The sequence below is a fragment of the Streptomyces sp. SID5785 genome (genome assembly GCF_009870065.1).
GTDB lineage: Bacteria > Actinomycetota > Actinomycetes > Streptomycetales > Streptomycetaceae > Streptomyces.
In genome coordinates this window covers 1-8,684 of sequence record NZ_WWIA01000143.1, presented here as the reverse complement: position 1 = coordinate 8,684, position 8,684 = coordinate 1, and the positions used below count along the sequence as shown (strand labels likewise).

At 72.5% G+C, this 8,684-nt stretch carries 8 protein-coding genes and 1 pseudogene; 1 reads left to right on the top strand and 8 read right to left on the bottom strand.

All coding sequences use genetic code 11. The features are described 5' to 3' along the window. A pseudogene (locus GTW43_RS04665) lies at positions 1-506 on the top strand (hypothetical protein); the annotation flags it as partial. Between the two features lie 6 nt (positions 507-512). Here GTW43_RS04665 and GTW43_RS04660 read toward each other — a convergent pair. The 8 genes from GTW43_RS04660 to GTW43_RS04625 all read right to left on the bottom strand — a co-directional run bounded on the left by GTW43_RS04660 (position 513) and on the right by GTW43_RS04625 (position 8,543). Next, entirely contained in the window at positions 513-965 is a 453-nt protein-coding gene (locus GTW43_RS04660; protein WP_161300339.1) for an Lrp/AsnC family transcriptional regulator, read from the bottom strand. 10 nt (positions 966-975) lie between these two features. Next, positions 976-2,457: an amino acid permease gene (locus tag GTW43_RS04655; protein ID WP_161300338.1), complete on the bottom strand. Its 1,482-nt coding sequence runs from the start codon at positions 2,455-2,457 to the stop codon at positions 976-978. A gap of 304 nt (positions 2,458-2,761) precedes the next feature. Further along, positions 2,762-4,204 carry a GuaB1 family IMP dehydrogenase-related protein gene (locus GTW43_RS04650; protein ID WP_161300337.1) on the bottom strand — a complete coding sequence of 481 codons (1,443 nt, stop codon included), beginning with the start codon at positions 4,202-4,204 and terminating at the stop codon, positions 2,762-2,764. 117 nt (positions 4,205-4,321) lie between these two features. Further along, positions 4,322-4,672, bottom strand: a complete 351-nt coding sequence (locus tag GTW43_RS04645; protein ID WP_161300336.1) for a barstar family protein — start codon at positions 4,670-4,672, stop codon at positions 4,322-4,324. Then, positions 4,669-5,076, bottom strand: coding sequence for a ribonuclease domain-containing protein (locus GTW43_RS04640; RefSeq protein WP_161300335.1), 408 nt, complete (start codon positions 5,074-5,076; stop codon positions 4,669-4,671). The genes GTW43_RS04645 and GTW43_RS04640 overlap by 4 nt, the downstream gene beginning before the upstream one ends. Positions 5,077-5,144: 68 nt before the next feature. After that, positions 5,145-6,128, bottom strand: coding sequence for a sugar-binding domain-containing protein (locus GTW43_RS04635; RefSeq protein WP_161300340.1), 984 nt, complete (start codon positions 6,126-6,128; stop codon positions 5,145-5,147). Positions 6,129-6,329: 201 nt separating this feature from the next. Then, the gene (rpe, locus tag GTW43_RS04630; protein WP_161300334.1) at positions 6,330-7,016 is read right to left on the bottom strand and encodes a ribulose-phosphate 3-epimerase; all 687 of its coding nucleotides are present in this window, start codon (positions 7,014-7,016) and stop codon (positions 6,330-6,332) included. 78 nt (positions 7,017-7,094) lie between these two features. Further along, positions 7,095-8,543 (bottom strand): transcription antitermination factor NusB, encoded by a 1,449-nt coding sequence (locus tag GTW43_RS04625; protein WP_161300333.1) that lies wholly within the window; start codon positions 8,541-8,543, stop codon positions 7,095-7,097. Positions 8,544-8,684: the final 141 nt, after the last annotated feature.

Sequence of the window (8,684 nt, the reverse complement as noted above, 5' to 3'; positions counted from 1 at the left end):
CGGCCGCGGCCGGCGTCGACCTCGACGGCCCGGCCACGGCGCGGCAGCACGCGGTCTCCCGCGAGGCGGCGGCGCTGACCGGCTCGGCCCGGCTGTGGCGGCCGGCCGCGGCGCACGAGGACATCACGTTCACGTTCGACGCGCATCTGGCGGCGAAGGACAACATGTCGCCGGAGAAGGCCTACGGCACCTTCTCGTTCAGTCACTACAAGAACGGCGAGGGCGCCTGGGCGAAGGGCCGGATCGACTGCCTGATGACCGGCGGGCGGACGGCCGTGATGACGGGGGTCGTCACGGAGTCGGACTCCCCGCACCTGGGCAGGCGGGTCGGTATCTCCGTGACCGACGACGGGCACAGGGACCGGCTCGGCTACACCTGGTCGAACCCGGACGCGGACCGCCTCGAGGTGCCGCGCTGCATGAGCGCGCCGCCGTTCGAGAAGGTGAAGAAGGGCACCGGGGACTTCCAGGTGCTGCCCTGGCGGCCGGAGTACCGCACCGACTGAGCGGACTCAGGCGGGCGAGCCGCTGGTGAAGCGGCGCAGCAGCGGGGAGAGGACGAGGACGGACTTGGTCCGCTCGACGAAGGGCTCGCCCGCGATGCGCTCCAGGACGCGCTCGAAGTGCCGCATGTCGGAGGCGAAGACCTGGACGAGCGCGTCCGCCTCCCCGGTGACGGTGGAGGCGGCCGCGACCTCGGGGTAGCGCTCCAGGCCGCGCCGGATCGAGTCCGGCGAGGTGTTGCGGCGGCAGTAGATCTCGATGAACCCCTCGGTCTCCCAGCCGAGCGCCGCCGGGTCCACCCGCACGGTGAAGCCGGTGATGGCGCCGGTGGCCCGCAGCCGGTCCACGCGCCGCTTCACGGCAGGCGCGGACAGGCCGACGAGCTGGCCGATGTCGGCGTAGGAGCGGCGGGCGTCCTCGGCGAGGGCGTGCACGATGCGTTCGTCGAGATCGTTCAGCAAGACAGGCGGTTCACTTCTCTGCGTCTGCACCGGCGGGTGCAGGAGCCAGGCGGGAGCGACGCATCCCGTAGCAGAAGTAGAACACGAGCCCGACGGCCATCCAGACACCGAAGACGATCCAGGTGATCGCGGACAGACTGCCCATCATCCACACGCAGAGGCCGAAGCCGATGATCGGCAGCGCGGGCGAGAGCGGCACCCGGAACGTGCGCTTCATGTCGGGGCGGGTGCGGCGCAGCACGATGACGGCGATGTTGACCAGGGCGAAGGCGAAGAGCGTGCCGATGCTGGTGGCGTCGGCGAGCTGGCCGAGCGGGATCGCCGCGGCGAGGACGCCGCAGAAGAGGGAGACGATGACCGTGTTGACGCGCGGCGTGCCGGTCCTCGGGTGGACCTTCGAGAAGACCTTGGGCACGAGGCCGTCGCGCGACATGGCGAACAGGACGCGGGTCTGGCCGTAGAGGACGGTCAGCACGACCGAGGCGATGGCGATGACCGCACCGGCGGCCAGCAGGGTGGCCCAGAACGACTGGCCGGTGACGTCCTTCATGATCCCGGCGAGCGCGGCCTCGGAGTCACTGAACTGCTTCCAGGGCCGGGCGCCGACGGCGACCGCCGCGACGAGGACGTACAGCGCGGTGACGATGACCAGCGAGAGCATGATGGCGCGCGGCAGGTCGCGCTGCGCGTTCCTGGCCTCCTCGCCGGCGGTGGAGGCGGCGTCGAAGCCGATGTAGGAGAAGAAGAGCGTGGCGCCGGCGGCGCTGACGCCCGCCATGCCGAGCGGCATGAAGTGCTCGTAGTTGCCGGACTGGAAGCCCTTGAGGCCGATCGCGCAGAAGAGCAGCAGGGCCGCGATCTTCACGCAGACCATGATCGTGTTGGCGCGGGCGGACTCGCGGGCGCCGCCGAGCAGGAAGGCCATCGCGAGCAGCACCACGATGAGCGCCGGCAGGTTGAAGATGCCGCCGTCGCCGGGCGGCGCGGAGAGCGCGTCGGGGATGGTGACGCCGATCGTGCCGTCGAGCAGTTCGTTGAGGTACTCGCCCCAGCCGACGGCGACGGCGGCCACCGAGACGCCGTACTCGAGGACCAGGCACCAGCCGCAGATCCAGGCGACGAGCTCGCCCATCGTTGCGTATGCGTACGAGTAGGAGGACCCGGCGACCGGGATCGTGCCGGCCAGTTCGGCGTAGGAGAGCGCCGAGAAGAGGGCCGTCAGGCCGGCGATCACGAAGGACAGCGTGACCGCGGGACCGGCCTTGGGGACGGCCTCGCCGAGCACGACGAAGATGCCGGTGCCGAGGGTGGCACCGATGCTGATCATGGTCAGCTGCCAGAGTCCGAGCGAGCGCCGCAGCGAGCCGCCCTCACCCTGTCCGCCCTCCGCGACCAGGCGTTCCACCGGCTTGCGCCGCATGAGTCGGGTGCCGAGGCCCGCGGGTGCGGTCTCGGCGGTGGGGGTGCGCGGGGGTGCGCCGTGATCGAGCACGGGCCGGGCTCCTTCGTCGCTGCCGGATGGGCTGCGGGGGACGCGGCGGCCCACGCCCTGACCGGGGACCGCCGAGCAGGCCGTCCCCCGCCACGCCACGTACAGCGGATGACTCTAGAGGACACGGCTTCCCGGCTGTAATGCAGCAACCTTGCGCACCCTCGCAAGATCGTTGCGCAGCGGCCCGGCAGACGGGTGTTCGTTGCGTGGTCCGTTACGTCCATTGCGTACCCCTTGACGCACCGAACCCCGCGTCCCTGGTGCGGGGCGCGGGGTTCGGCGGTGCTTCGGAGGCCCTGGGCGGTCAGCTCCAGCTGGCGTGCAGCGGCTTGCCCTCGGCGTAGCCGGCCGCGGACTGGATGCCGACGACGGCCTTGTCCTCGAACTCGGCGAGCGAGGAGGCGCCGGCGTAGGTGCAGGAGGAGCGGACGCCCGCGATGATCGAGTCGATCAGGTCCTCGACGCCCGGACGCTGCGGGTCGAGGAACATCCGCGACGTGGAGATGCCCTCCTCGAACAGCGCCTTGCGGGCGCGGTCGTAGGAGGACTCGTCGCTGGTGCGGTTCTTCACGGCGCGGGCCGAGGCCATGCCGAAGGACTCCTTGTAGGCACGGCCCTGGGCGTCGTGCTGAAGGTCGCCCGGGGACTCGTAGGTCCCGGCGAACCAGGAGCCGATCATCACGTTGGACGCGCCGGCGGCGAGCGCCATGGCGACGTCGCGCGGGTGGCGCACTCCCCCGTCGGCCCACACGTGCTTGCCGTACTTCTTCGCCTCGGCGGCGCACTCGAGAACGGCGGAGAACTGCGGCCGGCCGACGCCGGTCATCATGCGCGTGGTGCACATGGCGCCGGGTCCGACGCCCACCTTGATGATGTCGGCGCCCGCCTCGATGAGGTCCTTGACGCCCTCGGCGGCCACGATGTTGCCCGCGACGATCGGCACCTGCGGGTCGAGCGCGCGGACCTTGCGGATCGCCTCGATCATCGACTCCTGGTGGCCGTGCGCGGTGTCGATGACGAGCGTGTCCACGCCCGCGTCGAGCAGCTGCTGGGCCTTGCCCGCCACGTCGCCGTTGATCCCGACGGCCGCCGCGACGCGCAGCTTGCCGTCCGCGTCCGTGGCCGGGGTGTAGAGCGTGGCGCGCAGCGCGCCGGTGCGGGTGAGGATGCCCGCGAGGCGGCCCTCACGGTCCACGGCCGGGGCGTAGCGACGGTTGGCGCCGTCCAGCTTGTTGAAGGCGTCGCGCGGGTCGATGTCCGCGTCGAGCAGCAGCAGGTCCTTCGACATGACCTCGGACAGCTGCGTGAAGCGGTCCACGCCGCTCAGGTCCTGGTCGGTGACGACGCCGACCGGACGCTGCTCCTCGTCGACCACGACGCCCGCGTTGTGCGCGCGCTTGGGCAGCAGGGCCAGCGCGTCGGCGACGGTCTGGTGCGGGGCCAGCACGATGGGCGTGTCGAGGACGAGGTGGCGTGTCTTGACCCAGCCGATGACCTCGGTGACGACCTCGATCGGGATGTCCTGCGGGATGACGACGAGGCCGCCGCGGCGGGCCAGCGTCTCGGCCATGCGGCGGCCGGCGATCGCGGTCATGTTGGCCACGACCAGCGGGATCGTGGTGCCCGTGCCGTCCGGCGCCGAGAGGTCCACGGCCTGGCGGGAGCCGACGGCGCTCCGGCTCGGCACCATGAAGACGTCGTCGTACGTCAGGTCGTACGCGGGCTTGATGTCATTGAGGAAACGCACGTGCGGACATCCCAGTCGGTAGAAGGGGGCCCCGGAAGAGTGCCGCCGGAGCACAAAGCACGTACTTCATTTTCCCACGCCGCCCGCGAGGACGTCTCCGGGCCGAACGTCCCAAGGTCAGGGGGCGGGCCTTGGATGATCATCCGAGCCCGGATCGTCCGGACCTCCGAGGGCGAGCAGCACGGTGATCGCCGTGGCCTGGGCGAAGACCTCGACGGCGACCGACCAGGCCCCGGGATCGCGCGCCTCGAACTCACGCCAGCCGGACACGACGAGGACGGCCGCTCCTGCGGGCATCAGTCCGTGATCGCCCAGCACATCGGCGAGGGCGTCCCAGTTCCGCCCGAACCAGGAGGGCAGCGCCAGCGCGTCGGCGGTCCGGTCCAGGAGCGCGGCCTTGTCCGCCGCCCCCGCCAGGTCGAGCGTGCGCACGGTCCAGTCGGCCGGGGACGCGGGAAGCCCGCTCATCGCAGCACCGCCTTGAACGACTCGTAGTGGTCATCGGTGTAGTACGTCTCGCCGCCGCTCCCGGTGACGAGGCGGCGCGCACCGCGGTCGCGTTCGCCCGGGGTGCGCACGGTGTACTCGTGGTAGTACCCGCGCTTCTCCTCGGGCAGCTCGCCCTCGAAGTTCCCGAAGACGGTCCCGTCCTTGGCGTACGGGAAGGGGCCACCGGCGTCGATGCGCCGCAGGGTCGCACGCGCCTCGGCGGGCAGGTCCGCCTCCCGGACGGTCGCCATGCCCGCGGCCCAGGAGGGCGCGGACCGCGCGGTCGGCGAGGACGGGCCCGCGGGCGTGCCGCTCCCGGTGGAACAGCCCGTGACGAACAGGCCCAGACAGACGAGAAGCCCGCCGAGCATCCGTGACAGCATGATCAGATGCTGTCACGGCGCCGGCGTGCCCGCCCGGCTCCGGGGCACCCCGCACGGGGCGCGCCGGGTCAGACCCCGTCGGGGTCGGCGCGCTGCAGCGCGGGGCGCGGCGCGGGTCCCGCCGTCAGCAGGAAGTCGGCCGCGGCCGTGTCGGTGACGAGGCTGGTGACCAGACCCGAGCGCAGGACGGCGTCGATGGCGGCGGCCTTGCGCTGGCCGCCCGCGATCGCGACGACCTCGGGTATGCGCCGCAGCCGGTCCGCCTCGACGGTGATGCAGCGCTCACCGAGGTCCCGGCCGACCCGCCGGCCCTGCGCGTCGAAGAGGTGCGCGGACATCTCCGCGGCGACGCCGAGCGAGGCGTAGTGCGCGCGCTCCTCGTCGCTGAGCATGTCGTGCACGGTCGAGATGCCGGGCTCCCACGAGCCGATCGACACGCACGCGACGGTGACCTTGTCGAAGTACTCGAAGGCGCGGGCGATCCCCGTCTGGTTGCGCAGGGCCGCGGCGGTCGCGGCGTCCGGCAGCAGCATCGGCGCGTAGATGGGGTGGGCGTCGCCGCCGGAGACCTGGGCGGCGCGGCGCACGGCCTCGACGGAGCCGCGCTCGGCGGTGCCCGCGTCGTACACACCGGTCAGCTGCACCACGGTGCACGGCGGCAGCCGGTCGAGGGCAGCGGCCATGTGGATGGTGGAGCGGCCCCAGGCGAGGCCCAGGACGTCGCCCTCGGTGACGAGCTCGCCGAGCAGGTCCGCGGCGACCTCCCCCAGGTTCTCCGGGTCGGGCGACTCGTCCGCCTCCGCCGGGGACTCGACCACGACGGCGTGCCGCAGCCCGTAGCGGGCGCGCAGCGCGTCGGAGCGCTCCGCGTCCAGCTCGGCGGGCACCCGGATCTCGATGCGCACGAGATCTCGCTCGAGGGCGGTCTCCAGGACCCGGGCCACCTTGAAGCGGCTCACGCCGAACTCCTCGGCGATCTGGATCTTGGACTTGCCCTCGAGGTAGAAGCGACGGGCCATGGCCGCCGCCTGCACGAGCTCCGCGGGTCCCATCCGCAGGGCTGCGCGTCCCGCCGATGATGCGGACACGGCGATCTCCTCACTGCTCTTCTTCACGACTCACACGTTCACGACTCACACGTCACACACCGCTGTCACGGCTCACACGGCTGTTCACAACCGGATTTGTTGTTCATCCTTGCAGATTCGGCCCGGTCGATCAGCCCCGATGGCCCCCGTTCACAAACCCGTCGCTCAGTGGCCGCACGCCCACGCGGCGGCAGCCGTGGCGGACTCCGCCTGGGTGCGCAGTGCACGGACCGCCTCCGCCGGATCCTTCGCCCCGTATACCGCCGAACCGGCGACGAACACGTCCGCGCCCGCCTCGGCGCAGCGCTCGATCGTCGCCGCCGACACCCCGCCGTCGACCTGCAGCCACAGCTCGAGTCCGTGCTTCGCGATCAGCTCACGGGTACGGCGGATCTTCGGCAGCATGATGTCCAGGAACGCCTGCCCGCCGAAGCCGGGCTCAACCGTCATGATCAGCAGCATGTCCAGCTCGGGCAGGAGGTCCTCGTACGGCTCGATCGCCGTCGCCGGCTTCAGGGCCATCGACGCGCGCGCCCCCTGGGACCGGATCTCCCTGGCCAGCCGGACCGGGGCGTGCGCGGCCTCCGCGTGGAAGGTCACGGAACCGGCGCCCGCCTCCACGTACTGAGGGGCCCAGCGGTCGGGGTCCTCGATCATGAGGTGGCAGTCCAGCGGGGTGGAGGTCGCCCGCGCCAGCGACTCCACGATCGGGACGCCCAGGGTCAGGTTCGGCACGAAGTGGTTGTCCATGACGTCGACGTGGAGCCAGTCGGCGCCGTCGACCGCCTGCGCCTCGTCCGCGAGGCGGGCGAAGTCGGCGGACAGGATGCTGGGGTTGATCTGCGCGGCCATGACCCAAGACTGCCATGCCCGGCGCCGGTTGCCCGCCCCGGTCCAGACCAGAGCGGGAACCCGCACCTTACGAAACGATCACGAGGTGCGCCGGATCAGCGCCAGGTACATCGCGTCGGTGCCGTGCAGATGCGGCCAGAGCTGCACGTCGGGGCCCTCGCCGAGCCCCGCGACGCCCTCGAACAGGGGCCGCGCGTCGATCAGTTCGGCGCCCTGCGCGGACTTGAGAACGTCCTCGACGACGGCCCGGGTCTCGGCGAGGTGCGGCGAGCAGGTCGCGTACCCGACGACGCCGCCGACCCGCACCGCCTCCAGGGCGGTCCGCAGCAGCGTGCGCTGCAGCGGGCCGAAGCCCTCCAGGTCCTCCGGACGGCGACGCCAGCGGGCCTCCGGGCGGCGCCGCAGGGCACCGAGCCCGGTGCACGGGACGTCCATCAGGACCCGGTCGAAGCTGCCGGGGCGCCACGGCGGGCGCGTGCCGTCGGCGGCGATCACCTGGTACGGGCCCGGGTTGCCGTCCAGCGCCTTGGCGACGAGGCCCGCACGGTGCGGCTGCTTCTCGGACGCGAGCAGGGTCGCGCCACGCTGCGAGGCGAGCCCGGCGAGCAGGGCGGCCTTGCCGCCGGGGCCCGCACAGCCGTCCAGCCACCGCGTGTCGGGGCCGTCCAGCGGCGCGTTCGCGAGTGCGAGAGCGACGAGCTGGCTGCCCTCGTCCTGGACCCCGGCCCGCCCGGACCGCACGACGTCGAACGAGCCGGGCTCGCCGCCCTCCGCGAGCCGCACCGCGTACGGCGACCAGCGGCCGGGGAGCCCGGACTCCTCTCCGACCTCGGCGAGGACCGCGTCGGCCGTGGTGCGTCCGGGGCGTGCCACGAGGGTCACCTCGGGGCGTTCGTTGTCCGCGTCGAGGAGATCCTCGATGCCCGCCCGGCCGCCGCCGAGCGAGTCCCACAGCGCCGACACGACCCATCGCGGATGCGAATGGACGACCGCGAGATGGTCCTCGGGGTCCTCGTCGTACGGCGGGGCGACCCGCTCGACCCAGGTGTCGAAGTCGTCCCGGGAGACCTTGCGCAGCACCGCGTTGACGAACTTGGCGCGGCCGTCGCCGAGCACGACCCGGGCGAGCTCCACGGAGGCGGAGACCGCGGCGTGGGTCGGGATCCGCGTGCCGAGCAGCTGGTGCACGCCCAGGTTCAGGACGTCGAGCACCGGGGGGTCGACCTCGCGCAGCGGGCGGTCGATGCAGGCGGCCACGATCGCGTCGTACGTGCCCTGCCGGCGCAGCGTCCCGTAGACCAGCTCGGTCGCGAGCGCCGCGTCGCGGTTGTCGAAGTCCCCCTTCTGCCGGGCCTTGCGCAGGAGCGGGGGCAGGACGAGGTTCGCGTAGGCGTCGCGCTCGTCCACCGCGCGCAGCACCTCGAAGGCGAGGATGCGGACGGGGTCCTTCTTCGGGCGGCGGTGCGGCTTGCCCTGGGTGGCCTTGCCGCCGGGGCGTCCGCTCGACGGGGCCGACTGGTCGTTCAAAGGTGCTCCGCTGATGCGAGTGGTGCGGGGGGGGTGACGATCGCTTCCAGCGTACGTGGAGGGCGGGTCCGCCATCGCCGCGGGGCGGAAGGTCGTCTCGCGCCCTGAGGCCGGTGGGGGCTGGTCGCGCAGTTCCCCGCG